At 64.9% G+C, this 24,626-nt stretch carries 19 protein-coding genes; 14 read left to right on the top strand and 5 right to left on the bottom strand.

The window, feature by feature from the left end:
• Positions 1-58: 58 nt before the first annotated feature.
• Both algD and yaaA read right to left on the bottom strand, forming a co-directional pair.
• Positions 59-1,369 carry a GDP-mannose 6-dehydrogenase gene (gene algD, locus QO207_RS13860; protein WP_301532959.1) on the bottom strand — a complete coding sequence of 437 codons (1,311 nt, stop codon included), beginning with the start codon at positions 1,367-1,369 and terminating at the stop codon, positions 59-61.
• 1,797 nt (positions 1,370-3,166) lie between these two features.
• Complete coding sequence (gene yaaA, locus QO207_RS13855; protein ID WP_301532958.1) at positions 3,167-3,946, bottom strand: peroxide stress protein YaaA; 780 nt, start codon at positions 3,944-3,946, stop codon at positions 3,167-3,169.
• A 525-nt stretch (positions 3,947-4,471) separates the two neighbouring features.
• Between yaaA and QO207_RS13850 the strand changes: the two genes are divergently transcribed.
• The 9 genes from QO207_RS13850 (at position 4,472) to QO207_RS13810 (ending at position 12,208) form a co-directional block, all read left to right on the top strand.
• The gene (locus tag QO207_RS13850) at positions 4,472-5,863 is read left to right on the top strand and encodes a PhoH family protein (RefSeq protein ID WP_301532957.1); all 1,392 of its coding nucleotides are present in this window, start codon (positions 4,472-4,474) and stop codon (positions 5,861-5,863) included.
• Between the two features lie 427 nt (positions 5,864-6,290).
• A complete protein-coding gene (gene moaC, locus QO207_RS13845) occupies positions 6,291-6,782 on the top strand; it encodes a cyclic pyranopterin monophosphate synthase MoaC (protein ID WP_301532956.1) in 492 nt (163 codons plus the stop codon).
• Positions 6,779-7,027, top strand: a complete 249-nt coding sequence (locus tag QO207_RS13840) for a MoaD/ThiS family protein (RefSeq protein WP_301532955.1) — start codon at positions 6,779-6,781, stop codon at positions 7,025-7,027. Before moaC ends, QO207_RS13840 begins: the two co-directional genes overlap by 4 nt.
• Before the next feature lie 4 nt (positions 7,028-7,031).
• A complete protein-coding gene (gene moaE / locus QO207_RS13835) occupies positions 7,032-7,484 on the top strand; it encodes a molybdopterin synthase catalytic subunit MoaE (RefSeq protein WP_301532954.1) in 453 nt (150 codons plus the stop codon).
• Positions 7,485-8,002: 518 nt separating this feature from the next.
• Positions 8,003-8,557 (top strand): molybdenum cofactor biosynthesis protein B, encoded by a 555-nt coding sequence (gene moaB, locus QO207_RS13830; RefSeq protein ID WP_301532953.1) that lies wholly within the window; start codon positions 8,003-8,005, stop codon positions 8,555-8,557.
• The gene (gene glp / locus QO207_RS13825; RefSeq protein WP_301532952.1) at positions 8,554-9,789 is read left to right on the top strand and encodes a gephyrin-like molybdotransferase Glp; all 1,236 of its coding nucleotides are present in this window, start codon (positions 8,554-8,556) and stop codon (positions 9,787-9,789) included. The genes moaB and glp overlap by 4 nt, the downstream gene beginning before the upstream one ends.
• Before the next feature lie 55 nt (positions 9,790-9,844).
• Complete coding sequence (locus QO207_RS13820; protein WP_301532951.1) at positions 9,845-10,840, top strand: peptidase U32 family protein; 996 nt, start codon at positions 9,845-9,847, stop codon at positions 10,838-10,840.
• A gap of 10 nt (positions 10,841-10,850) precedes the next feature.
• A complete protein-coding gene (locus QO207_RS13815) occupies positions 10,851-11,741 on the top strand; it encodes a U32 family peptidase (RefSeq protein WP_301532950.1) in 891 nt (296 codons plus the stop codon).
• On the top strand, positions 11,735-12,208 hold the full coding sequence (locus QO207_RS13810; protein WP_301532949.1) for an SCP2 domain-containing protein: 474 nt from the start codon (positions 11,735-11,737) through the stop codon (positions 12,206-12,208). Before QO207_RS13815 ends, QO207_RS13810 begins: the two co-directional genes overlap by 7 nt.
• Positions 12,209-12,347: 139 nt before the next feature.
• Here the strand turns inward: QO207_RS13810 and QO207_RS13805 are convergent, their stop codons facing one another.
• The 3 genes from QO207_RS13805 to QO207_RS13795 all read right to left on the bottom strand — a co-directional run bounded on the left by QO207_RS13805 (position 12,348) and on the right by QO207_RS13795 (position 15,565).
• On the bottom strand, positions 12,348-12,716 hold the full coding sequence (locus QO207_RS13805) for a putative zinc-binding protein (RefSeq protein WP_301532948.1): 369 nt from the start codon (positions 12,714-12,716) through the stop codon (positions 12,348-12,350).
• A gap of 336 nt (positions 12,717-13,052) precedes the next feature.
• Positions 13,053-13,706, bottom strand: coding sequence for a two-component system response regulator NarL (gene narL / locus QO207_RS13800; protein ID WP_301532947.1), 654 nt, complete (start codon positions 13,704-13,706; stop codon positions 13,053-13,055).
• On the bottom strand, positions 13,703-15,565 hold the full coding sequence (locus QO207_RS13795) for a histidine kinase (protein WP_301532946.1): 1,863 nt from the start codon (positions 15,563-15,565) through the stop codon (positions 13,703-13,705). The genes narL and QO207_RS13795 overlap by 4 nt, the downstream gene beginning before the upstream one ends.
• Before the next feature lie 173 nt (positions 15,566-15,738).
• Here QO207_RS13795 and QO207_RS13790 point away from each other — a divergent pair, with 173 nt between their 5' ends.
• The 5 genes from QO207_RS13790 to narJ all read left to right on the top strand — a co-directional run bounded on the left by QO207_RS13790 (position 15,739) and on the right by narJ (position 24,625).
• The gene (locus QO207_RS13790; protein WP_301532945.1) at positions 15,739-17,040 is read left to right on the top strand and encodes a NarK/NasA family nitrate transporter; all 1,302 of its coding nucleotides are present in this window, start codon (positions 15,739-15,741) and stop codon (positions 17,038-17,040) included.
• A 12-nt stretch (positions 17,041-17,052) separates the two neighbouring features.
• A complete protein-coding gene (locus QO207_RS13785; protein ID WP_301532944.1) occupies positions 17,053-18,456 on the top strand; it encodes a NarK family nitrate/nitrite MFS transporter in 1,404 nt (467 codons plus the stop codon).
• A 96-nt stretch (positions 18,457-18,552) separates the two neighbouring features.
• Positions 18,553-22,332 carry a nitrate reductase subunit alpha gene (locus tag QO207_RS13780; protein ID WP_301532943.1) on the top strand — a complete coding sequence of 1,260 codons (3,780 nt, stop codon included), beginning with the start codon at positions 18,553-18,555 and terminating at the stop codon, positions 22,330-22,332.
• A gap of 11 nt (positions 22,333-22,343) precedes the next feature.
• Positions 22,344-23,879: a nitrate reductase subunit beta gene (narH, locus tag QO207_RS13775; RefSeq protein WP_301532942.1), complete on the top strand. Its 1,536-nt coding sequence runs from the start codon at positions 22,344-22,346 to the stop codon at positions 23,877-23,879.
• Between the two features lie 5 nt (positions 23,880-23,884).
• The gene (gene narJ / locus QO207_RS13770; RefSeq protein WP_301532941.1) at positions 23,885-24,625 is read left to right on the top strand and encodes a nitrate reductase molybdenum cofactor assembly chaperone; all 741 of its coding nucleotides are present in this window, start codon (positions 23,885-23,887) and stop codon (positions 24,623-24,625) included.
• Position 24,626 lies beyond the last annotated feature (1 nt).

Below are 24,626 nucleotides of genomic sequence, written 5' to 3'. Positions count from 1 at the left end.
CACGGTGGTGCGGCGGAGAGCGTTCGCGAGCAAGCTCGCTCCTACGAAGAGCGGCGCGTTACCAGCAGATGCCTTCGGCGCGGTCGTCAGTGGTGCTCGGCATGAAGCCGATCAGGTCGACGACCTTCTTGCCTTCGGGCGCTTGCTTCACCACGTCGACGAACAGCTCGTCACCGTTGCCCAGTACCAGCACGTCGGAGGACTTCACGACCGCGTCCAGGTCCGAAACCAGCAGCGAGGAGACGTGCGGGATCTTCGATTCGATGTACTCCTTGTTCGCGCCATGGACGCGGGCGTACTCGACGTTGCGGTCGAAGATCTGCAGCTCGTAGCCCTTGCCGATGAGCATCTCGGCCAGTTCCACCAGCGGGCTTTCGCGCAGGTCGTCGGTGCCCGACTTGAACGACAGGCCGAGCAGGCCGACCTTGCGGCTGCCGTGGGCGGCGATGATGTCGAAGGCCTTCTGCACCTGGTGCTGGTTGCTGCGCATGATCGAGCCGAGCATCGGGTGCTCGATGTCCAGCTGGCTGGCGCGGTAGGTGAGGGCGCGCACGTCCTTGGGCAGGCAGGAGCCGCCGAAGGCGAAGCCGGGCTTCATGTAGTAGCGCGACAGGTTCAGCTTGCGGTCCTGGCAGATCACATCCATCACCTCGCGGCCGTCGACGCCGACGGCCTTGGCGATGTTGCCGATCTCGTTGGCGAAGGTGACCTTGGCCGCGTGCCAGACGTTGCAGGTGTACTTGATCATCTCGGCGACCTCGATGGTCTTGCGGATGATCGGCGCGTCCAGCTCACGGTAGATTTCTTCGAGCAGGTCGCCGGTCTGGCTGTCCAGCTCGCCGATGACGGTCATGGGCGGGAAGTCGTAGTCCTTGATCGCGGTGGATTCGCGGAGGAACTCCGGGTTGGTGCCCACGCCGAAGTCGGCGCCGGCTTTCTTGCCCGCGCAGTCCTCGATGATCGGGATCACCACGTTGTTCACGGTGCCCGGCAGCACGGTGCTGCGCACGACCACGGTGTGGCGCTCCTTCTTCTCGCGGATGGCGTAGCCGATCTCGCGGCAGACGGACTCGATGTAGCCAAGGTCCAGGTCGCCGTTCTTCTTGCTCGGGGTGCCGACGCAGATGAACGACACGTCGGTGTCCAGGACGGCCTTCTTGAAGTCGGTGGTGCCCGACAGGCGACCGGTGCGGATGCCCTGCTCCAGCAGGGGCTCCAGGCCCGGCTCGACGATGGGCGACTTTCCGTTGTTGATCAGATCGATCTTGGTGGTGGAAACATCCACCCCAACGACTTCATGGCCTCGTGCGGACAGGCAGCCGGCACATACTGCGCCAACATACCCAAGACCAAAGATGCTGATACGCATCGCATTCACCTCTTCAATGGTCGAACTGTTTAAAGTTGCCCGGTAGGGCGCTTTTTAAAGGGTGCAAGAACCCCTGGAGTTCACTGTTGGAGTGTTCTCCGTATTTCCTTCCAGGCAGGCATGGGAATCGAGTGCTAAACTTTCGAGCACAGTATTGGGGCGAACTTTCGATAGTTGCCCTGTTATGTTTCAGGCAGATTGCAAAGTTGGTGCAGTGTCTGCCTGGCGTGCTCTAGTCTGGTTAGATGATTGCCTCGTCATCTGAAAAGTTCAGTGATTTCATTGGGTTGCAGTTTGAAGGTAAGTCGTCGATAGCCGATCGAAATAACCTTGTAACTGAACAAGCCAATTTCCACCGGGGCATTTCTGTTTTGCCAACGATGGTCGTTGCGCAAATAGGATTTATCTCAAATGCGGTTAGTTCCTTCCGCTCATCCCGCCTGCGAAATGATTTGAAATATCCAATTGCTATCAGCTGATGCCGAGTTAATGGCCAATTGCACGGCGCTTTGCCCAGTGCAATGTGCATGGTTGGGGAAAGTTCCATTGAAAAATTCGTTGAAAACGACCCTGTATCGTCGTTAAGACATTCGTTCAGCTGCCGTTCAGCTTTGCCTCTTGCAAAGTGCAATCGTGAAATGCATGTCATGGCCAAGGGCTGGTAATGGCCAATGGATTACAAGGCAGGGAGCGAATCAGGATGATTTCCATCCAATCGACCTGTCCGGCGGGTCGAAAAATTTTCTCACTATTAATCCTGAAGCGGACGAACGGTCGTTTTGACCATTGGGTGTGTGTGGTCTTCAGGGGGTGTTTTGGGTAGTAAACGTACAGATTGGGTATGGGTGACCGGGTGGTCGTATGGTCAATGGCTTACAGGCCAGTTGGAATCAGGGGCGATTCGGGGGGCGAAATAGACCGGAAGCGGGGCGGCAGTGGCGAGTGATTTTCTGCAGAAACGGGCCGTGCCCGCGAGCCGTCGGCAGGCCTGACGTTTGCCTTTGCTTAAGTGGTGCCGGTTTTTGCTGCTTCTGCTGAGGTGTTCTGCGCCGCCTCGGCGTGAGCGCGGGCCTTGTGTTTCGCCCCCTCGGGCGAGTCCCTTTTGGCAAACGCCCCAAAAGGAACCAAAAGGTCTTGCCCCTGCATCCGGCTTTTCGCTTCGCGAAAAGTACCCTCGGTTCTTCGGAGTTTCAGGGGCCCGAACTAGGCGTCCCCCCACGAAGGGCCATCCCTGGCCCATCGCGGCTCTCGCGACATCCATGTCGCTCAACCCCTGAAACTCCGATCACCTTCGGCCTCCTGAAAGGGGCGTTCGGCGCGTGCGGAAATTTCACTGGAAGCCTTCAGAACCAGAACCAGAACCAGAACCAGAACCAGAGCCAGAGCCAGAGCGGCGCATTGGCTTTTCGTAGGAGCGAGCTTGCTCGCGAACCGCGCAGCACCGACGTTTCCGCTTAAGTACGTAGGGCGCATAACCCGGAACGGGTTATCCGCCGCTGCCACCACGGCGGATAACGCTGGCGCGTTATGCGCCCTACGAACTGCTCCGAATATCCCTGTAGGAGCGGACCTAGTCCGCGAAATCCTCCGCGGCGGGCTGTGCCTATCCCAGGACCTGCCTCCGATTGGCGCCAGCACTGTAGGAGCGAGCTTGCTCGCGAACCGCCCAACACCGATGTTTCCCGGTAGGCGCTACATGCCCGCAATCATGCCCGTAGGGCGCTGCAACAGGCCTCGCGCTCGCAAACAAAAACGGGAGCCCTAAGGGCTCCCGTCTGGTACTGCAGCAATGGCAGATCAATCGTCAGCGTGGTCGCGCAGGAACACCAGCTGGTCTGCCTTGGAATGCTCGGCGCTGTAGGCGTAGCCCGCGTAGTTGAAGTCCTTCAGGCCTTCGGGGTTGGTCAGGCGTTCCTTGATCACGTAGCGCGCCATCATCCCGCGGGCTTTCTTGGCGTAGAAGCTGATGATCTTGTACTGGCCGTTCTTCAGGTCCTTGAACTCGGTGTCGATCACCCGCGCGTTCAGGGCCTTGCGCTTCACCGCGCCGAAGTACTCGTTGGAGGCCAGGTTGAGCAGCACGTCGTCGCCCTGTTCGGCGAGGGAGTCGTTCAGCCAGCCGCTGATGCGCTCGCCCCAGAAGGCGTAGAGGTCCTTGCCGCGGGCGTTGGCCAGTTTGGTGCCCATTTCCAGGCGGTACGGCTGCATCAGGTCCAGCGGACGCAGCACGCCGTAGAGGCCGGAAAGCATGCGCAGGTGGCGCTGGGCGAAATCGAAGTCGGCTTCGCTGAAGTCCTCGGCCTGCATGCCGGTATAGACGTCACCCTTGAACGCCAGCAGCGCCTGCTTGGCGTTGGCCTGGGTGAACTCCGGGTGCCAGCTGCCGAAGCGCGCGGCATTCAGGCCGGCCAGCTTGTCCGACAGGTGCATCAGCTCGGCGATCTGCGCCGGGGTCAGCTCCCGCAGGATGCCGATCAGCTCCTGGGCATCGTCCAGGTGCTCGGGCAGGGTGAAACGCTGCGTCACCGGAGCGGTGTCGTAGTCCAGGGTCTTGGCGGGGGAAATCACCATCAGCATCGTGCGGTCTCCTACAAGCGCGCTCCTGCAATCGAGGCGCGATTGTAAGGAGTTGCAGCCGCTGGCTCCACCTATGGGGACGATTAGCATCCGGCGCGCGGGCGCGGCGACATCTATATAGGCAGGGCGCAGGAGTGCTGAGGGGCGGTGCGTGGCGCAAGGCGCCGGGCTAGACCGGGTGCAGGGGCTAAGGGACTGATCCGTCGAAGGAACGGCGACGTTTTGCGGCAGGTGGGACCCCTAAAACTAGCGCTGTCCGAGGTCGCCGCCAAGGTATTTCGTCGTACGACGAAAAAAACCTTCTTAGGAAGGAAAAAGACTTTTTATCGTCATGTTTTTTCCTGTATTTGTTGAGACGTAGACCGCCGAACCCTGCAGACAGGTGGCGGCCCCGGCCCGGCCCGTCTCTTCTTGCAGTACTCCGGAACCTGCCCTGAATCCAGGAACCGGAGACGGTGGCTCACCGCACGGCGGAGCGCTGTAAAGGCATTCCGTCGTAACGCTCCTACAAGAGGTGACCTGCGTATGGATGACCACGGACGCTCCCGCCCCACCCAGCCCACCCTGTACGTCCTCGACACCAACGTCCTGATCCACGATCCCAACGCCTTGCTGAATTTCCAGGAGCACCATGTCGCCATCCCGATGACGGTGCTGGAGGAACTGGACAAGCTCAAGACCGGCAAACACACCGTGGCCGCCGAATGTCGCCAGGCGATCCGCCTGATCGACTCGGTACTGGGCGAAGCCTCGCCCGAGCAAGTGGAGACCGGCGTACCCATCCAGCGCGGCAAGAGCGGGCCGTGCGGCAGCCTGTCGATCCTCATGAGCAAGCGCGCGGAGCCGATCACCTGGCTGCCCGAGCACCTCAACGACAACAAGATCATCAACCAGCTGGTGGAACTGAAGAGCCGCCACAGCAGCAAGCGCGTGGTGCTGGTCACCAAGGACATCAACATGCGCCTGAAGGCGCGTGCCTGCGGGGTGTTCGCCGAGGATTACCACACCGACCAGTTGGTCGACGACATCAACCTGCTGTCGCGTGGCTACCACTCCCTCAGCGGCTCGTTCTGGGACCGCGTGAGCAAGGTGGAGACCCGCCAGGACCACGGGCGCACCTGGCATCGCGTGCAACTCACCGACAACCTGCCGGCGGTGCACATCAACGAGTTCATCGTCGATGAACAGGGTTTCGTCGGCTGGATCAAGGGCATCCACCAGGACGAGCTGACCATCCTCGACCTGCACCAGGAGCCGCTGCTGCACCAGGAGGCCTGGGGCCTGCGCCCGCGTGACGTGTACCAGTCGCTGGCGCTGTACGCGCTGCTCGACCCGGACATCCATCTGGTCAACCTGTCCGGTGCGGCGGGCTCGGGCAAGACCATCCTCGCCCTGGCGGCTTCCATCGAGCAGACCATGGTCACCAAGCGCTACAAGCGCATCATCGCCACCCGCAGCGTGCAGGGGCTGGACGAGGACATCGGCTTCCTGCCCGGCACCGAGGCGGAGAAGATGGAGCCCTGGCTCGGCGCGATCACCGACAACCTCGAAGCCCTGCATTCGGACGACGAGTGCACCCACGGCAGCGTCGACTACATCCTCAGCAAGGTGCCGCTGCAGTTCAAGTCGCTGAACTACATCCGCGGCCGCAGCTTCCAGCAGAGCCTGATCCTGATCGACGAATGCCAGAACCTCACCCCGCACCAGATGAAGACCATCATCACTCGCGCGGGCAACGGTTCGAAGGTGATCTGCCTGGGCAACCTGGCGCAGATCGACACCCCCTACCTGTCGGCCACCAGCTCCGGCCTGACCTACCTGACCGAACGCTTCAAGGACTTCCCCCACGGCGTGCACGTGACCCTGCAAGGGGTACCGCGCTCGGTGCTGGCGGAGTTTGCCGAGGCACATCTGTAGTCGGCATGCGGTAACCGGCTTCTGCTGACTTCCTCCCTTGCTCCAGATAACCCCCTCTCCCTTCAGGGAGAGGGCTGGGGAGAGGGGCGGCGTTCAGCCATGCCTCAGCGTTGGGGCAACTTCCGCTCCCTCTCCCTGACCCTCCCCCGCAAGTGGTCGAGGGGATCGTTGGGCAGTGTCGGCAGTCGAGCAGTCAGCCGGGTAGCCTGTTCGCGAGCAAGCTCGCTCCTACAGTTCAGGCGGCGTGCCAATGGGCTTTTCGTAGGAGCGAGCTTGCTCGCGAACCCGCCCAGCTCCCGCTACATCGGCCAAGCCGCGCATACCTATTCTTGTATACAATCCTCCCCCCAACGCGCCGTCCGCCGTTCCGCCGGCCGCGCACACGGGGAGTACACTGTTCCCCTGATCCCCCGGAGAGTTCCCAGCCGTGCTGACCCATCTCGATTCCCAGGGCCGCGCCAACATGGTCGATGTCACCGAGAAAGCCGTGACGTCCCGTGAGGCCGTGGCCGAAGCCCGGGTGCGCATGCTCCCGTCGACCCTGCAACTGATCCAGGACGGCGGCCATCCCAAGGGCGACGTGTTCGCCGTGGCGCGTATCGCCGGCATCCAGGCGGCCAAGCGCACCCACGAACTGATCCCGCTGTGCCACCCGCTGCTGCTCACCAGCGTCAAGGTCGAACTGGCCGCCGAGGGTGAGGACACCGTGCACATCGTCGCCCGCTGCAAGCTGGCCGGGCAGACCGGCGTGGAGATGGAAGCGCTGACCGCCGCCAGTGTCGCCGCGCTGACCATCTATGACATGTGCAAGGCCGTTGACCGCGGCATGACCATCGACAGCGTTCGTGTGCTGGAGAAGCTCGGCGGTAAAAGCGGCCACTACGTTGCTACAGAAAGCGCAGCAGGAGACACCCCATGATCCGCGTGCAGTACTTCGCCCGCTACCGTGAAGCCCTCGGCCTGGACGGCGAGCAGCTGAACTGGAGCGACAACCTGGCCAACCTCGACGACCTGCGGCGCCTGCTGCTGGAGCGTGGCGGCGTCTGGGAAGTGCTCGGCGAGCAGAACCTGATGTGCGCGCGCAACCAGGAGCTGTGCTCCCTGGACGAGCCCCTCGCCGACGGCGACGAGGTGGCGTTCTTCCCCACCGTTACCGGAGGCTGAAGCCATGGCGATCCGCGTCCAGCCGGCGGCGTTCGATCCGGGCGCCGAACTCAACGCGATGCATGCCGCCAACGTCGGCGTCGGCGCGGTGGTCGGCTTCGTTGGCTACGTGCGTGATTTCAATGATGGCCGCGAGGTTGCCGGCCTGTTCCTCGAACACTACGCCGGCATGACCGAGAAGGCGCTGGCGAAAATCGAGATCGAGGCCAACCAGCGCTGGCCGCTGCTGCGCCTGGAAATCCTCCACCGCATCGGCCGTCTGGAACCGGGCGAGCCCATCGTCTTCGTCGGTGCTGCCAGCGCCCACCGCCAGGCGGCCTTCGACGCCTGCAACTTCGTCATGGATTACCTCAAGACCCGCGCGCCGTTCTGGAAGAAGGAAGACACCAGCGACGGCCCGCGCTGGGTCGAAGGCCGCTGCAGCGACAAGTCCGCTGCCGAGCGCTGGGAGGGCTGAGCCGGCAGGCACCAGCGTCAGCGCTTTTGTAGGAGCAACTGTCTTCTTCTGATAGATCGTGCCTTGGATTTCCCCTCTCCCTAACCCTCTCCCTGAAGGGAGAGGGGACTGGCTCGGTGCCGACTGAAACCGCAGTGTCAGCCGGCACTGATAGCTCCCTCTCCCTTCAGGGAGAGGGCGGGGGAGAGGGCTGCTCCTGCGCAGAACTTCACGCAGGAGCGGACCTTGTCCGCGATGGGAGGTCCCCTCCACACCGACATCAGGGCGGAGCACAAACGTAGGATGGCGTGGAGCGCAGCGATACCCATCGACTCCCCTGCGCCGCCAGCATGAGTGTTCTGCCGTGGAGGGTGGCAGAGTGCGGTTCGCGAGCAAGCTCGCTCCTACAAGTGCCGTCCGTGCGATGAGGGCGATGCCCCGCACGAGCCGGGGCAGTACCTCCTAGGAGGAATGGGCGCTGGAGGGGAAGGGGCGCAGGCTGGCAGCAGCCCTTTTTGCTCCGTCCCGGAGAGCCCCTCATGAGCCATCTCAGCACCGCGGAATTCCAGCCGCTCCAGATCGCCGTCCTCACCGTCAGCGATACCCGCAACCTGCACAACGACACCTCCGGCCAGGCCCTGGTCACCTCCCTGCAGCGCGCCGGCCACGTCCTCGCCGAACGCCGCCTGGTGATCGACGATATCTACCAGATTCGCGCCGTGGTCTCGGCCTGGATTGCCGATGCGAAAATCCAGGTCGGCCTGATCACCGGCGGTACCGGTTTCACCGCCCGCGACAACACCCCGCAAGCCGTCGCCCCGCTGCTCGAACGCACGGCGGACGGTTTCGGCGAGCTGTTCCGGCAGATTTCCCGCGAGGAAATCGGCACCTCCACCCTGCAGTCCCGCGCCCTCGCTGGCGTCACCAATGGCACCCTGGTCTGCTGCCTGCCGGGCTCCACCGGCGCCTGCCTGACCGCCTGGGAAAAGATCCTCGTGCACCAGCTCGACAGCCGCACCAAGCCCTGCAATTTCGTCCCCCACCTCAAGCGCCAGCCCGAGCGCCCGGCAATGGCCTGCGGTACACGGTCATGAGTGGCTGTGGCTGTTCCGGCGCCGGCCTGCGTCCAGTGGACGAGGCCATCGCCGCGCTGATGGAGTTCGTGCCGAAGACGCCACCCATTGTGCAGGTCGACCTGGAGAGTGCACTGGGCCGGGTCCTGGCCGAGGACGTGCAAGCGCCCATCGACCTGCCGCTGTGGGACAACAGCGCAATGGACGGCTACGCCCTGCGTAGCGCCGATAGCGGCGCATCCGGTGCACGACTGAAGATCGCCGGCTACATCGCCGCCGGCGACGCCGCCCAGGTCGAGCTGCAGCCCGGCGAGGCCATGCGCATCTTCACCGGCGCGCCGTTGCCGCCGGGAGCCGACAGCGTGATCGCCCAGGAAGATTGCCAGGCTGACGGCGACTACCTGCAGGTGCCGGCTGTCGAGCACGGCAGCCATGTGCGCCGTCGCGGTGAAGAACTCCGCGCAGGCGACGCCCTGCTGAGCGCCGGGCAGAAACTGCGCGCCCAGGACCTCGGCCTGCTGGCCAGCGTCGGCCTGGACCGCATCAGCGTGTACCGCCCGCTGCGCGTCTGCCTGTTGAGCAGCGGCGACGAGCTGCGTGAGCCGGGTGAGCCACTGGCACCAGGGCAGATCTACAACGCCAACCGCTTCAGCATCGGCGCGCTGCTGCGCGGCTGGGGCATGGAAGTACACGACTACGGCGTGCTCGCCGACACCCTGGCGGCCAGCCGCGATGCGCTGAGCCTCGCCGCTTCCGAATGGGACGTGCTGATCACCAGCGGCGGGGTGTCGGTGGGCGACCGCGACTACCTCAAGCAGGCGATCCGCGAACTGGGCGAACTGCACCTGTGGAAGCTGAAGATGCAGCCGGGCAAACCGCTGGCGTTCGGCAGCATTTCCGGCAAGCCGTGGATCGGCCTGCCGGGCAACCCGGCCGCTGCGCTGGTCACCGCACTGGTGGTGGCGCGGCCGTTCCTCTGGCGTGCCCAGGGGCGTTGCGCAATCGATACCTTGCCGGTGACGCTGCCGGCGGGCTTCGACTGGCCCACGGCCAACTCGCGCCGCCAATACCTGCGCGCGCGCCTGGAACTGGACAGCCGCGGTGTGGCCCGTATCTGCCTGCATCCGCAGCAGGGCTCGGCCATGCTGCGCGCGGCGAGCTGGGCCGATGGCCTGGCGATAGTGGAGGCCGGACGCATCCTGCACGCCGGCGAGCCGCTGCCCTTCCTGTCCTTCAGCGAACTCGGCGCCTGACGCCGTTCCCGGCTGCCGGCGGGGGCCGGCGGCCTCCGCATTGCCCGGGGGAAACATGCAACTGGTCTGCCCGGCGGGGAGTCTGCCCGCCCTGAAATCGGCCCTGCGCGAGGGCGCCGACGCGGTCTACGTCGGCTTTCGCGACGACACCAACGCCCGCCATTTCGCCGGCCTCAACCTCGATGACCGCCAGCTGCGCCAGGGCGTGGAGCTGATCCACAGCGCCGGCAAGCAGATGTACGTGGCGGTCAACACCTATCCCGGCGCAGCCGGCTGGGCCCGCTGGCAACGCGCGGTGGACCACGCCGCCGATCTGGGCGTGGATGCGCTGATCGCCGCCGACTGCGCGGTGCTCGGCTATGCCGCCAAACGCCACCCGAACCTCGCGCTGCATCTCTCGGTGCAGGGCTCGGCCACCAATGTGGCGGCGCTGGCGTTCTACCACGAGCGCTACGGCATCCGCCGCGCCGTGCTGCCGCGCGTGCTGTCGCTGGCGCAGGTGCGCCAGGTGGCGGCGAACAGCCCGGTGCCCATCGAAGTCTTCGCCTTCGGCAGCCTGTGCATCATGGCCGAGGGGCGCTGCCACCTGTCGTCCTACGTCACTGGCGAATCGCCGAATCTCTGTGGCGTCTGCTCGCCGGCCAAGGCGGTGCGCTGGAGCGAGGAGCCCGAGGGGCTGACCTCGCGTCTCAACGACGTGCTGATCGACCGCTACGCGCCGGACGAGCCGGCGGGCTACCCGACCCTGTGCAAAGGCCGTTTCGTGGTCAACGGCGAGCGTTTCCACGCCCTGGAAGAACCCACCAGCCTGAACACCATCGACCTGATTCCGCAGCTGGCGGAGATCGGCGTGGCAGCGGTGAAGATTGAGGGCCGGCAACGCAGCCCGGCCTATGTCGAGCAGGTCACCCGCGTCTGGCGCCAGGCGCTGGATGCGTGGCAGCGCGCGCCGGAGAACTACCGTGCGCTGACGCAGTGGCAGGACGCCCTGGACAAGCTTTCCGAAGGCCACCAGACGACCCTGGGCGCCTACCATCGCTCCTGGCAGTGAGGACCTCGTGATGAAACTCAGCCTGGGACCGGTGCTGTTCTACTGGGACCGCCGGACACTCCTGGATTTTTATGCGCAGATGGCCGAACAGCCGCTGGACGCCATCTACATCGGCGAAACCGTCTGCTCCAAACGCCGCGCCATGTCGCTCGACAATTGGCTGGGGCTGGGACGGGAACTGCAACAGCAGAGCGGGGCGGAAATCCTCATCTCGGGGCTCGCGCTGATCGAGGCGGCTTCCGAGCTGTCATCGCTGCGCCGGCTGTGCGCCAACGGCGAATTGCGCGTCGAGGCCTGCGACATGGGCGCGGTGCAGATTCTCTCCGGCCTGGGCGTCGAGTTCGTCGGCGGCCCGGCGCTCAACGTCTACAACGGCCACACGCTGGCTGAGTTGCACGCTGCTGGCCTGCGCCGCTGGGTGCCGCCGGTGGAGTGCTCCGGCGAGCAGATTCACGCGGTGATCGAGCAGGCCCACGAACTGGGCATCAACGATGTAGAGACCGAGGTGTTCGCCTACGGCCATCTGCCGCTGGCCTATTCGGCGCGCTGCTTCACCGCGCGGGCAGAGAACCGGCCCAAGGACGACTGCCAGTTCTGCTGCCTGAACTATCCGGAGGGCATGTCGATGCTCAGCCAGGAGGGCATGCCGCTGTTCACCCTCAACGGCATCCAGACCATGTCTGGCGAGTCCAGCAACCTGCTGGCGGACTATGCCTCGCTGCGTGACAGCGGCGCCGACCTGCTGCGCCTGAGCCCCCGTGCCGAAGGCATGCTGGAAGTGGTGCAGGCCTTCGACCGCGTGCGCAAGGGCGCCACGCCGCCGCTGGCGGTGGAGGGTTGCAACGGATACTGGCATGGCCGACCGGGCATGCTGCGCAGCGATGAGGTGAACCTGTGCTGACTCTGGAAACCGGCGCCCTGCGCGCTGCCGATCGCCTTCTGCCGCTGGCTGCACGAGTCCCTTCGGGGCTGCAGCGCCTGGTGCTGCAACGAGCCGCCAACCGCCTCTTTGCCGAGCCATTAGCGGACGGTGCCTTCGACATCCTCGACGGGCACTGGCTGCGTCTGGAAGTGAGCGATCTCGGTCTGGCCTGGAGCTTCACCCACGACCGTAAAGGCCTGCGTTTCGCCGACGCCTGCGCGCCCAGCGTGACCATCCGTGGCAGCTGGCGCGACTTCCTGTTGCTTGCGGGCCGGCAGGAAGACCCGGACACGCTGTTCTTCCGCCGTCGCCTGGTGATCGAGGGCGATACCGAGCTGGGGCTGGCAGTGAAGAACCTGATCGACAGCCTCGACCCGGATAGCCTGCCGAGCTGGCTGTGGAGCGCCATGCGCCGCGCCAGTCGGGTGGTGCAGGAGAACGCCTGAGTCGTGCTCCCCGTAGGATGGCGTGGAGCGCAGCGATCCCCATCGATTGCCGTGCCGGGACAGCATGGGTATCGCAAGCTCCACCCATCCTACGTCTGAGTTCGTGCTGCGAGCTTGTGCTTGATCTGGATGGGGCGGCTCAGGGTTGAGCACGCACGAGAAACTGCAGTTCCTCGTAGAGCATCTCGAAGTCCTGTACCGGTGCGTCCTGGCCGTAGCGTTTCTTCAGGCCGTATTCGGTCAGGGTGATTTCGTGCGCGGCTTTCACCCCGTGGCGCGCCAGGCAGTTCTGCACGCAGTGCAGGTGGCAGCCGTCCACGGCGATGATCGGCCGGCCGGAGCAGGCCTTCTTCACCAGCGCCGGCACGTCGCCGCCGACTCCCGCGATGCAGGACATCTCCGCCAGGCCGTCACGGTCCAGGCGCAGGGCGAGGTCATTGGCCAACTGCGCGAGGTTGGAGCAGCCGGAACAGGAATACACGAGGGGCAGGTGCGGCGAGGGTGGCATGGGGACCTCCGGGGCGAGTCCCGCAGTGTCCTGCCGCTGTGGGCTGGTGCGACATGATCTGAATCAAGCCGGCGGGCGGACTACTACCTGTTGGGTAGGGCGAATAAAGCGGAACGCTTTATCCGCCGTCGTGCGGGTTGCTGGCGGATAACGCCTGGGGCGTTATGCACCCTACGTGCAGGATCAGCTCTTCGTAGGAGCGGACCTTGTCCGCGAAATCCATCGCGGATGGAGGCGATTTCGACGGTAAACACCGATGTGCGACGCCTGACGCAGGAGCGCGCGATGCGCTAGCGCGGGCATGGCCCGCTCCTACAGGGCGCGCGGTGGGGACGGTCAGACGAGGTGGTTCTCCACCGCCCAGACCGCCGCCTCCACGCGCGAGCGCATGCCCAGCTTGTGCAGCACACGCTTCACATGGACCTTCACCGTGCCTTCGGTGATGTCGAGTTTGCGCGCGATCATCTTGTTGCTGTAGCCGTGGGCGAGCTGGCGGAGGATCTGCCGTTCGCGGTCGGTGAGTTCCTCGATGCCCTTGGGCCGGTCGTCGCCGCGCAGGGCCTGGGCCAGTACCTGGGTCAGCTGCGGGCTGATGGTGAGCTGGCCGGTGGCGGCCTGGCGGATGTGCTCCAGCAGGCGCTCGGGTTCCATGTCCTTGAGCAGGTAGCCGTCGGCGCCGGCGCGCAGCACGTTGATCACGTCGTTGCGATCATCGGAGACGGTGAACACCACGATGCGCGCGACCTCGCCGTTCTCGCGCATGGCGCGCAGGGTGTCGAGGCCGGTCATGCCCTTCATGTTGAGGTCGAGCAGGATCATGTCCGGCTCAAGCTCCGCGGCCATGCGCAGGGCTTCCTCGCCGCTGCCGGCTTCGCCCACCACCTCCAGGTCGTCCTCGAACTCCAGCAGCTGGATCACGCCCTTGCGCATCATCGGGTGGTCGTCGACCAGCAGGATGCGTGCACGCTCTTCGGTGGTGGTGGCCGTCATGGGGTGGTCTCCGGGTACTGCGCGAGGGGTTTGTGGGTGAAGCGCACGCTGACGCGGGTGCCTTTCGGCTCGCGCGGGGCGATGTCGAAGCTGGCTTCAAGGGTGTGGCTGCGCTCACGCATGATACTAAGCCCATAGTGCCCGGTACGGCTCTGCCCTGGGTCAAAGCCGACGCCATCGTCGTCCACGGTGATGCACACGTCGCCGCCGGCATCCTCGGCCAGGCTGACTGTCGCGTGGCTGGCCTGGGCGTGGCGGACCACGTTGGACAGCGCTTCGCGGACGATCTGCAGGATGTGGATTTCCTCGTTGGGGTTGAGCGGGATGTGTGCCAGGCGGTTGTCCAGTTCGATGGAGAGGCCGCCGCGCTCGCCGAACTCTTCCACGGTCTTCACCAGCGCCGCCTCCAGGCTGGACTGCTCAAGGCTCAGGCGGAAGGTGGTGAGCAGCTCGCGCAGTTGGCGATAGGCGCTGTTGAGGCCTTCGCGCAGTTCGCCCAAGGTCTCGTCGATCTTCTCCGGCGGCACGTCGCGCTTGAGCAGGGTGGCCAGGCGGCTGACCTGGATCTTCAGGTAGGACAGCGACTGCGCCAGCGAATCATGCAGCTCGCGGGCGATGGTGCTGCGCTCGGCGAACAGCGCCAGGCGGTTCTCCTGCTCCTGTTGCAGGGACAGCGCGAAGGTGCGCGCGATGTTGTCGCAGAAGCCTTCGACGAACTGCTGCTGCCAGTCTTCCAGGTGGCCGTCGGGGGTCTCGATGAACAGCTCGCCGAAGCGGTGTTCGCCGATGGATAGCGGCTGCATCAGCAACGGGTTGATGCCGCGGATCGGGTTGTTGCAGTTGTCCGCCTGGGCGCGGCAGTCACCGCAATTGCCCTGCAGGCAGAAGCCGCCGCTGATGCCGTCGGTGGTCAGCGAGGTGTAGGCGCGCTCGACGCCGTCCTTGTTCAGGCACAGGGTCACCTTGCCGGCCTGCAGCACGCGCTCCAGCTGGTTCAGCAGCGGTTGCAGCGAGCGTTCGTCGTAGGGGTCCTGGCCGAGGCGGCGGGCACTGTCGTAGAGCAGTTCGAGGCGCTGGTGGCTGTTGGACAGGTCGCGGGTCTTGTCCTCCACCCGTGCTTCCAGCTCGCGGTAGCTGGCCTGCAGTTCCTCGGCCATCTGGTTGAAGCGCTCGCCCAGCTGGCTGAGTTCGTCTTCGCCGCTGCTGCTGACCCGCGCTTCGAGGTCGCCTTCGCCCAGGCGCCGGGCCGTGGTGGTCAGTTCGCGAAGCGGGCCGACCACGTGGTAGCTCAGGTCATAGAGGCTGATGAATACCACCAGCAGGCTGAGGAACAGGCACAGGCCCTGCACCGTGCTGAGCATCTGCGAGCGGTACTCGGCATTGCGCTGCAGGGTGCCGACGAAGCCGTCGATGTGACTGACGAAGGTGTCCAGGGTGGCTAGCGCCGGGGCTTCGGAGAGGTCGAGGTTCTGCAGTTCCTCGCGCAGCTGGTCGTGCTGCTGGCGAATCGGCGCGTCGGCACCGGAGCGGCGCAGCAGGCGGGTGATCTCATCGTTGTCCAGGCGCGCGGCGAGGGTCGATTGCAGGGCCTGGCGGTTGATCGGCGAAGGGTCCAGCGCCAGGCGGTAGGTGAGCATGCGCAGCGAGCCGGCCTGGTTGATCACCGCCGCGTCCTGGTGCGAGTAGTCGGCGAACAGCAGGGCGCTGAACATCCCGGCCAGGGCCAGGGACACCAGCAGGGTGAGGTAGCAACCGAAGCGCACGACGATGGATTTGCGCAGGGACGTGCGTCCGGCGGGGGGACTACCCACAAAGAGTCGGTCGCTGGGAGAGGGCGCGGCGGGGTGTTCGGTTTTCATTACAAAAGCCTTTAAAAACAATGCCTTAAGCATTCATCTCGGGGATACCCACTAGGAGGTAGCGGCGCGCATCTGCTCATGAATCGCCCGTTGGCTCATTGATGGCGATCAAGAGAAGGCGACTCCTCCTTACCTAACGTGCGTGCAAAGAACGTTTGGAAGTGAGCTTAGCCATGTTGTCCCACCGTCAGAAACAGTACTCCGTGCTCGGCATGAGCACACTGGCGTTCGCCGTGAACTTCGCGGTCTGGACGATGTTTTCGATCATCGGTATCCGCATCAAGGAAGAGCTGGGGCTGTCCGAGGCGCAGTTCGGCCTGATGGTGGCACTGCCGATCCTCACTGGCTCGCTGGTACGCCTGCCCCTTGGGCTGATCACCGACCGCTTCGGCGGGCGCATCGTGTTTTTCATCCACATGCTGCTGGTGGCTATCCCGATCTACGGCCTGGCCTTCGCCACGCTGTACTGGCACTACCTGGTGCTGGGCCTGTTCGTCGGCCTGGCCGGCGGCTCCTTCGCGGTGGGCATCGCCTACACCTCCTCGTGGTTCGAGAAGGATCGCCAGGGCACCGCCATGGGCATCTTCGGTGCCGGCAACGCCGGTGCTGCGATCACCAACCTGGTGGCGCCGATGATCGTGGTCGCCTTCGGCTGGCGCATGGTTCCGCAGATCTACTCGGTGGCCATGCTGGTGACCGCGCTGCTGTTCTGGTTCTGCACCTGGACCGATCCGGCCCACACCAAGGGTGGCGAAGCCGACTYGAGCCGTCCGCGGCCGACCCTGGCCAAGCAGCTGGCGCCGCTGGGTGAGCTGCGCGTCTGGCGCTTCGGCCTCTACTACTTCTTCGTCTTCGGCGGCTTCGTCGCCCTGGCCCTGTGGCTGCCCAAGTACTACATCGCCGAGTACGGCCTGGACCTGCGCACCGCTTCCTTCATCACCATGCTGTTCACCCTGCCGTCGGGCCTGATCCGCGCCCTGGGCGGCTGGTTCAGCGACAACTACGGCGCCCGCGCGGTGAACTGGGGCGTGTTCTGGATCTGCCTGGTCTGCCTGTTCTTCCTCTCGTACCCGCCGACCACCATGACCATCCACGGCATCAAGGGTGACGTCAGCCTCGGCATCGGCCTGAACGTCTGGCTGTTCACCTTCCTGGTGTTCGTCGTCGGCATCGCCCAGGGCTTCGGCAAGGCCAGCGTGTACCGGATCATCCACGACTACTACCCGCAGAACATGGGCACCGTCGGCGGCATGGTCGGGGTCATCGGCGGCCTCGGCGGCTTCTGCCTGCCGATCCTGTTCGGCTACGCCGCCGACCGCATCGGCGTGCGCTCCTCCTGCTTCATGTTGCTGTTCGGCCTGACCGTGATCTGCATGGTCTGGATGCACTACGCGATCAAACAGCAGCAACGCCTCGATGGCCAGGCCCGGGCGGCCGACGTCGACGCTACCCCCATTCCTTCCAGCCACTCCTGAGGTAGTGCCGTCATGGGCATGATCAACACTCAACTCAAAGCCGCCAGCGGTCCGCTGCTGATCGACTGGCGCCCGGAGGACCCCGAGTTCTGGGCGCGGTCCGGCAAGCGCATCGCCGCGCGCAACCTGTGGATCTCGATCCCCGCGCTGCTGCTGGCCTTCGCCGTATGGATGATCTGGAGCACCGTCACCGTGCGCCTGAACGCCGCCGGCTTCAGCTTCAGCAACGAACAGCTGTTCATGCTCGCCGCGCTGCCGTCGATCTCCGGCGCCACCCTGCGGGTGTTCTACTCCTTCATGGTGCCGGTGTTCGGCGGCCGCCGCTGGACCGCACTGTCCACCGCCTCGCTGCTGATCCCCTGCCTGTGGCTGGGCTTCGCCGTGCAGGACCCGACCACCCCGTACTGGGTGTTCGCGACCATCGCCCTGCTGTGCGGCTTCGGCGGCGGCAACTTCGCCTCCAGCATGTCCAACATCAGTTTCTTCTATCCGAAGAATTCGCAAGGCACCGCCCTGGGCCTGAACGCCGGCCTGGGCAACCTGGGCGTCTCGGTGATGCAGTTCGCCGTACCCCTGGCGGTGGCCGGTGGCCTGTTCGGCGCCTTCGGTGGCGAGCCGCAGCAGCTGTCCGACGGTGGCCGCCTGTTCCTGCAGAACGCCGGCTGGATCTGGGTGCCCTTCATCGCCGTGGTGGCCGTGGCTGCCTGGTTCGGCATGAACGACATCGCTGATGCCAAGGCTTCGGTCCGCGACCAGGCAGTGATCTTCAAGCGCAAGCACAACTGGCTGATGTGCTGGCTGTACGTGGCCACCTTCGGCTCGTTCATCGGCTTCTCCGCCGGCTTCGCCATGCTCAGCAAGACCCAGTTCCCGGACATCAACCCGCTGCAATACGCCTTCCTCGGCCCGCTGGTCGGCGCCCTGAGCCGCCCGCTGGGTGGCTGGCTGGCGGACAAGTTCGGCGGCGCACGCATCACCCTGTGGAACTACGCGGCCATGGTTGCCGGCGTGTTCGCAGTGATCAGCTTCCTGCCGGGCGCCAACGGGGCGGGCAGCTTCTTCGGCTTCCTCGGCTCCTTCATCGGGCTGTTCTTCTTCGCCGGCATCGGCAACGGCAGCACCTTCCGCATGATCCCGGTGATCTTCCGCAACGAGTGGGCCGCACGCCTGAAGCAGGGCGGCTGCACCGAGGCCCAGGCGGCCAAGAGCGCCAGCATGGAATCGGCCGCGGTGATCGGTTTCTCCGCTGCCATCGGCGCGTTCGGCGGCTTCTTCATTCCCAAGGCGTTCGGCACCTCGCTGGCCATGACCGGCAGCGCCGAGGGCGCCCTCTATGTGTTCGTCGCGTACTACGTGAGCTGCATCGTCGCCACCTGGTGGTGGTACGCGCGCAAGGGTGCCGAGAGCCCCTGCTGATTGCCGTGGCGGGCGCACCGTGCGCCCGCCATCCCACCGTTCCGCAAGCTTGATTAGCGTTTGAACGCCCGGCGCAGACCGGGTGAGGAGATACAGATGAGTTACCTACTCGACCGCCTGCAATTCTTCAAGAAGAAGCAGGGTGAATTCGCCGATGGTCATGGCGAAGTCACCAACGAAAGCCGTGCCTGGGAAAACAGCTACCGGCAGCGCTGGCAGCACGACAAGATCGTTCGCTCTACCCACGGGGTGAACTGCACCGGCTCGTGCTCCTGGAAGATCTACGTGAAGAACGGCCTGATCACCTGGGAAACCCAGCAGACCGACTACCCGCGTACCCGCCCGGACCTGCCCAACCACGAGCCGCGCGGCTGCCCCCGTGGCGCCAGCTACTCCTGGTACATGTACAGCGCCAACCGCCTGAAATACCCCAAGGTGCGCAAGCCGCTGCTCAAGCTCTGGCGTGAAGCCCGCGCTGCGCACAACGACCCGGTGGACGCCTGGGCCAGCATCGTCGAGGACAAGGTCAAGGCGAAGAGCTACAAGAGCGAACGCGGCCTGGGTGGCTTCATTCGTTCGAGCTGGAGCGAGGTCACCGAGATCATCGCCGCCGCCAACGTCTACACCGCCAAGGCCTACGGTCCGGACCGCGTGGTCGGCTTCTCGCCGATCCCGGCCATGTCCATGGTCAGCTACGCCGCGGGTGCCCGTTACCTGTCGCTGATCGGCGGCGTGTGCCTGTCGTTCTACGACTGGTACTGCGACCTGCCGCCGGCCAGCCCGCAGATCTGGGGCGAGCAGACCGACGTGCCGGAATCGGCCGACTGGTACAACTCCAGCTACATCATCGCCTGGGGCTCCAACGTCCCGCAGACCCGTACCCCCGACGCGCACTTCTTCACCGAAGTCCGCTACAAGGGCACCAAGACCGTGGCCGTCACCCCGGACTACTCCGAAGTGGCCAAGCTCACCGACCTCTGGCTCAACCCCAAGCAGGGCACCGACGCTGCACTGGGCATGGCTTTTGGTCACGTCATCCTCAAGGAATTCCACCTCGAGAAACCCAGCGCCTACTTCGTCGACTACTGCCGCCAGTACACCGACATGCCGATGCTGGTGCTGCTCGAACCGCACACCGACGGCGTGCTCAAGCCGACCCGCTACCTGCGCGCGGCAGACCTGGCGAACAACCTCGGCCAGGAAAACAACCCCGAGTGGAAGACCATCGGCCTGGACGAAATCTCCGGCCAGCTGGTTTCGCCCACCGGTGCCATCGGCTACCGCTGGGGCGAGTCGGGCAAGTGGAACATCGAGGAAACCGAAGGCGGCGCGAAGCATGAAACCCGCCTGGCGCTGACCCTGATCGACGGCCCGGAAAAGGCCTGCGACGTCGGCTTCCCGTACTTCGCCGGCCAGGAGCACCCGCACTTCAAGGGCGTGGAAAACGACGAGGTGCTGGTGCGCCGCGTACCGTTCCGCGAAGTCACCGGCGCCGACGGCCAGACCCTGCGCGTCGCCACCGTGTATGACCTGCAGATGGCCAACTACAGCGTCGACCGTGGCCTGGGCGGCGGCAACGTGGCCGCTTCCTACACCGACGCCGACGTGCCCTACACCCCGGCCTGGCAGGCCCGCATCACCGGCGTACCGGCTGCCCGCGCCATCCAGGTGGCCCGCGAGTTCGCTGACAGCGCCGACAAGACCCACGGCAAGGCCATGGTCATCATCGGCGCCGCGATGAACCACTGGTACCACATGGACATGAACTACCGCGCAGTCATCAACATGCTGATGATGTGCGGCTGCATCGGCCAGAGCGGTGGTGGCTGGGCGCACTACGTCGGCCAGGAAAAACTCCGCCCGCAGACCGGCTGGGTCCCGCTGGCCTTCGGCACCGACTGGAGCCGTCCGCCGCGGCAGATGAACGGCACCAGCTTCTTCTACCTGCACAGCTCGCAATGGCGCCACGAGAAGATTTCCATGCACGAAGTCCTCTCGCCGCTGGCCGACACCAAGCAGTTCCCCGAGCACGCGCTGGACTACAACATCCGCGCCGAACGCATGGGCTGGCTGCCGTCCGCCCCGCAGCTCAACCGCAACCCGCTGCATATCGCCGCCGACGCCGAGCGTGCCGGCATCCCGGTGCAGGACTACGTGGTCCGCGAACTCAAGTCCGGCAACCTGCGCGTGGCAAGCGAAGCCCCGGATGATCCGCAGAACTTCCCGCGCAACATGTTCATCTGGCGCTCCAACCTGCTCGGCTCCTCGGGCAAGGGCCACGAGTACATGCTCAAGTACCTGCTGGGCGCGAAGAACGGCGTGATGAACGCCGACCTCGGCAAGGACGGCGGTCCGTGCCCGGGCGAAGTGGATTGGGTCGACGAAGGCGCCGAAGGCAAGCTGGACCTGGTCACCACCCTGGACTTCCGCATGTCCTCCACCTGCATGTACTCGGACATCGTCCTGCCGACCGCGACCTGGTACGAGAAGGACGACCTCAACACCTCCGACATGCACCCCTTCATCCACCCGCTGTCTGCCGCCACCGACCCGGCCTGGGAAGCCAAGAGCGACTGGGAGATCTACAAGGCGATTGCCAAGAAGTTCTCCGAGGTCTCCGTCGGCCACCTGGGCGTGGAGAAGGACCTGGTGACCGTGCCGCTGCTGCACGACACCGCCAACGAACTCGCGCAGCCGTTCGGCGGCAGCGACTGGAAGAAGGGCGAGTGCGAACCGGTCCCCGGCCGCACCATGCCGACCCTGCACGTGGTCGAGCGTGACTACCCCAACACCTACAAGAAGTTCACCTCCCTCGGCCCGCTGCTGGACAAGCTCGGCAACGGCGGCAAGGGCATCGGCTGGAACACCGACAAGGAAATCAAGCTGCTCGGCGAACTGAACCACAAGGTCACCGAGACCGGCATCAGCGAAGGCCGTCCGCGCATCGAAAGCGCCATCGACGCCGCCGAGGTGATCCTCGCCCTGGCGCCGGAAACCAACGGCCAGGTCGCCGTGAAGGCCTGGGAAGCACTGTCGGTCTTCACCGGCCGCGAGCACGCCCACCTGGCGCTGCCCAAGGAAGAAGAGAAGATCCGCTTCCGCGACGTCCAGGCGCAGCCGCGCAAGATCATCTCCAGCCCTACCTGGTCGGGCCTGGAAGATGAACACGTGAGCTACAACGCCGGCTACACCAACGTCCACGAGATGATCCCGTGGCGCACCATCACCGGTCGCCAGCAGTTCTACCAGGATCATCCCTGGATGCAGGCCTTCGGCGAAGGCTTCGTCAGCTACCGGCCGCCGGTCAACACCCGCAGCACCGACAAGCTGTTCAACAAGAAGCCCAACGGTCACGCCGAGATCACCCTGAACTGGATCACCCCGCACCAGAAGTGGGGCATCCACTCCACCTACAGCGACAACCTGCTGATGCTCACCCTGTCGCGCGGTGGCCCGATCATCTGGATGAGCGAGCACGACGCGCAAAGCGTGGGCATCGAGGACAACGACTGGGTCGAGGTCTTCAACGCCAACGGCGCCGCGACCTGCCGCGCCGTGGTCAGCCAGCGCGTGAAGGACGGCATGGTGATGATGTACCACGCCCAGGAGCGCATCGTGAACCTGCCCGGCAGCGAAACCACCGGCACCCGCGGCGGCCACCACAACTCGGTGACCCGCGTGGTCCTCAAGCCTACCCACATGATCGGCGGCTACGCCCAGCAGGCGTGGGGCTTCAACTACTACGGCACGGTCGGCTGCAACCGCGACGAATTCGTCGTGGTGCGCAAGATGAACAAGGTCGACTGGCTCGACGAGCCGGAGCACGGCGGACTGGGCGGTGACGCTCTGCCGCAACCGCTGCCCCAGGACATTTGAGGATTACTGCCATGAAAATTCGTTCGCAAGTCGGCATGGTGCTGAACCTCGACAAATGCATCGGTTGCCACACCTGCTCCATCACCTGCAAGAACGTCTGGACCAGCCGCGAAGGCGTCGAGTACGCCTGGTTCAACAACGTCGAAACCAAGCCCGGCATCGGTTACCCGAAAGAATGGGAGAACCAGGAGAAGTGGAAGGGCGGCTGGAAGCGTAATGCCGACGGCTCCATCGTCCCGCGCATCGGCGGCAAGTTCCGCGTGCTGGCGAACATCTTCGCCAACCCGGACCTGCCGGAAATCGATGACTACTACGAGCCCTTCGACTTCGACTACCAGCACCTGCACACCGCGCCCAAGGCCCAGCACCAGCCGGTTGCCCGTCCGCGCTCGCTGGTCTCCGGCCAGCGCATGGACAAGATCGAATGGGGCCCCAACTGGGAAGAAATCCTCGGCACCGAGTTCGCCAAGCGCCGCAAGGACAAGAACTTCGACCAGGTTCAGGCGGACATCTACGGTGAGTACGAAAACACCTTCATGATGTACCTGCCGCGCCTGTGCGAGCACTGCCTGAACCCGGCGTGCGTGGCCTCGTGCCCGAGCGGCGCGATCTACAAGCGCGAGGAAGACGGCATCGTCCTCATCGACCAGGACAAGTGCCGCGGCTGGCGCATGTGCATCAGCGGCTGCCCGTACAAGAAGATCTACTTCAACTGGAAGAGCGGCAAATCCGAGAAGTGCATCTTCTGCTACCCGCGCATCGAGGCCGGCCAGCCGACCGTCTGCTCGGAAACCTGCGTGGGCCGCATCCGCTACCTCGGCGTGCTGCTGTATGACGCCGACCGCATCCACGAAGTGGCCACCTGCGAGAACGAGCGCGACCTGTACCAGAAGCAGCTGGAAATCTTCCTCGATCCGTTCGACCCGAAAGTGATCGAGCAGGCGCGCAAGGACGGCGTACCGGACAGCGTCATCGAGTCCGCGCAGAAGTCGCCGGTGTACAAGCTGGCCATGGACTGGAAACTGGCCCTGCCGCTGCACCCGGAATACCGCACGCTGCCGATGGTGTGGTACGTGCCGCCGCTGTCGCCGATCCAGAACGCCGCCTCCGAAGGCCACATCGGCAGCGACGGGGTGATCCCGGACGTCGAGTCCCTGCGCATCCCCGTGCAGTACCTGGCCAACCTGCTGACCGCCGGCGACACCGCTCCGGTGCTGCTGGCCCTCAAGCGCCTGCTGGCCATGCGCGCCTACAAGCGTTCCGAGCACGTGGAAGGCAAGCAGGACCTGGAAGTGCTGAAGAAGGTCGGCCTGACCGTGAACCAGGTGGAAGAGATGTACCGCTACCTGGCGATCGCCAACTACGAAGACCGCTTCGTCATTCCGACTGCCCACCGCGAGGAAGCGCTGTCGGATGCCTTCGCCGAGCGTTCGGGTTGCGGCTTCAGCTTCGGCAACGGTTGCTCCAGCAACTCCGGCGTGAACCTGTTCGGCGGCAAGGCCGTGGACAAGCGCAACGTCATCCAGACCGTGCAGATACAGGAGTGACAGTGATGGACACTCATAGCCAACTGCTCAAGCTCAGCGCGCTGATGCTCGACTACCCGCGCGTCGAACTGCGCGAGGAAAGCCTGGCGCTGCACGCCCTGATCCGCACCTGCGACCTCTCGGAAAAACAGCGCGACGGCCTCGCCGCGCTGCTCAACGAGCTGTGCAAGGGCGACATCCTCGACGTCCAGGCCCGTTACGACGGGCTGTTCGAGCGCGGTCGCTCGGTCTCCCTGCTGCTGTTCGAACACGTGCACGGCGAAAGCCGTGACCGTGGCCAGGCGATGGTCGACCTGATGGACCGCTACACCCAGGCGGGCCTGGTGATCGACGTCAACGAGCTGCCGGACTACCTGCCGCTGTACCTGGAGTTCCTCGCCCTGCAGGACGCCGAGTCGGCCCGCGTGGGCCTGGCTGAAGTCGCCCACATCCTCGCGCTGATTGCCCTGCGCCTGGAAGAGCGCGGCAGCGCCTACGCGGCGATCTTCAACAGCCTGCTGGAGCTGTCCGGCGAGCAGCCTGACCTCGGCGCGCTCAAGCGCGACCGCGAGCAGGAAGTGCGCGACGACAGCCTGGAAGCCATCGACAAGGCCTGGGAGGAAACCCCGGTGAGCTTTACCGAGCCCGCCGCCGGTTGCCCGTCCACCAGCGCCCGGCGCGTCTCCAACGCCGCCGAACAACCCATGCAGTGGGTCGCCCAGCCGGTGCCGCAAGTGCAGTACCGGGCGGCCAGAGAAGGAGTCTGAA

Origin of the sequence: Pseudomonas sp. CAN1, assembly GCF_030462585.1 — a bacterium.
In the GTDB taxonomy this organism is placed as follows: Bacteria; Pseudomonadota; Gammaproteobacteria; order Pseudomonadales; family Pseudomonadaceae; genus Pseudomonas.
Note: the sequence above shows the minus strand (reverse complement) of the source record. Positions and strands in the feature narration are given on the sequence as shown.

What these genes read in the sequence shown, in the direction of transcription:
- QO207_RS13785 (WP_301532944.1), top strand. Translation starts at nt 17,053, where the DNA reads ATGGGCATGATCAACACTCAACTCAAAGCCGCCAGCGGTCCGCTGCTG.
- moaE (WP_301532954.1), top strand. Translation starts at nt 7,032, where the DNA reads ATGGCGATCCGCGTCCAGCCGGCGGCGTTCGATCCGGGCGCCGAACTC.
- QO207_RS13850 (WP_301532957.1), top strand. Translation starts at nt 4,472, where the DNA reads ATGGATGACCACGGACGCTCCCGCCCCACCCAGCCCACCCTGTACGTC.
- narL (WP_301532947.1), bottom strand. Translation starts at nt 13,706, where the DNA reads ATGACGGCCACCACCACCGAAGAGCGTGCACGCATCCTGCTGGTCGAC.
- narH (WP_301532942.1), top strand. Translation starts at nt 22,344, where the DNA reads ATGAAAATTCGTTCGCAAGTCGGCATGGTGCTGAACCTCGACAAATGC.
- algD (WP_301532959.1), bottom strand. Translation starts at nt 1,369, where the DNA reads ATGCGTATCAGCATCTTTGGTCTTGGGTATGTTGGCGCAGTATGTGCC.
- QO207_RS13795 (WP_301532946.1), bottom strand. Translation starts at nt 15,565, where the DNA reads ATGAAAACCGAACACCCCGCCGCGCCCTCTCCCAGCGACCGACTCTTT.
- moaB (WP_301532953.1), top strand. Translation starts at nt 8,003, where the DNA reads ATGAGCCATCTCAGCACCGCGGAATTCCAGCCGCTCCAGATCGCCGTC.
- QO207_RS13780 (WP_301532943.1), top strand. Translation starts at nt 18,553, where the DNA reads ATGAGTTACCTACTCGACCGCCTGCAATTCTTCAAGAAGAAGCAGGGT.
- QO207_RS13820 (WP_301532951.1), top strand. Translation starts at nt 9,845, where the DNA reads ATGCAACTGGTCTGCCCGGCGGGGAGTCTGCCCGCCCTGAAATCGGCC.
- narJ (WP_301532941.1), top strand. Translation starts at nt 23,885, where the DNA reads ATGGACACTCATAGCCAACTGCTCAAGCTCAGCGCGCTGATGCTCGAC.
- QO207_RS13840 (WP_301532955.1), top strand. Translation starts at nt 6,779, where the DNA reads ATGATCCGCGTGCAGTACTTCGCCCGCTACCGTGAAGCCCTCGGCCTG.
- QO207_RS13815 (WP_301532950.1), top strand. Translation starts at nt 10,851, where the DNA reads ATGAAACTCAGCCTGGGACCGGTGCTGTTCTACTGGGACCGCCGGACA.
- QO207_RS13805 (WP_301532948.1), bottom strand. Translation starts at nt 12,716, where the DNA reads ATGCCACCCTCGCCGCACCTGCCCCTCGTGTATTCCTGTTCCGGCTGC.
- glp (WP_301532952.1), top strand. Translation starts at nt 8,554, where the DNA reads ATGAGTGGCTGTGGCTGTTCCGGCGCCGGCCTGCGTCCAGTGGACGAG.
- yaaA (WP_301532958.1), bottom strand. Translation starts at nt 3,946, where the DNA reads ATGCTGATGGTGATTTCCCCCGCCAAGACCCTGGACTACGACACCGCT.